This is a genomic window from Streptomyces endocoffeicus, assembly GCF_016741935.1.
Taxonomy (GTDB): Bacteria; Actinomycetota; Actinomycetes; order Streptomycetales; family Streptomycetaceae; genus Streptomyces; species Streptomyces endocoffeicus.
In genome coordinates this window covers 1-374 of record NZ_JAERRG010000226.1, presented here as the reverse complement: position 1 = coordinate 374, position 374 = coordinate 1, and the positions used below count along the sequence as shown (strand labels likewise).

General features: G+C 65.5%; 1 protein-coding gene. It reads right to left on the bottom strand.

Going from position 1 to position 374, the window contains the following annotated elements; all coding sequences use genetic code 11:
• A partial coding sequence (locus tag JK364_RS54715; RefSeq protein WP_201858923.1) for an ABC transporter ATP-binding protein occupies nucleotides 1–374 on the bottom strand: 374 nt, incomplete at both ends.

The window sequence follows — 374 nt, the reverse complement described above, 5'->3', positions numbered from 1 at the left end:
CGCTTCTGGAACTTCCTGTCACCGGTGGCCAGCGCCTCGTCGATCATCAGCACATCATGGTCCTTGGCCGCGGCGATGGAGAACCGCAGCCGGGCCGCCATACCCGAGGAATACGTGCGCATCGGCAGGGTGATGAAGTCACCCTTCTCATTGATGCCCGAGAAGTCCACGATGCCCTGATAGCGCTCCCGGACCTGCTCACGCGACATCCCCATGGCCAGACCGCCGAGGATCACGTTCCGCTCACCGGTGAGGTCGTTCATCAGCGCCGCGTTCACCCCCAGCAGCGACGGCTGGCCGTTGGTGTAGACCTTGCCGCGCTCGGTGGGCAGCAGCCCCGCGACGGCCTTGAGCAGGGTCGACTTACCCGACCC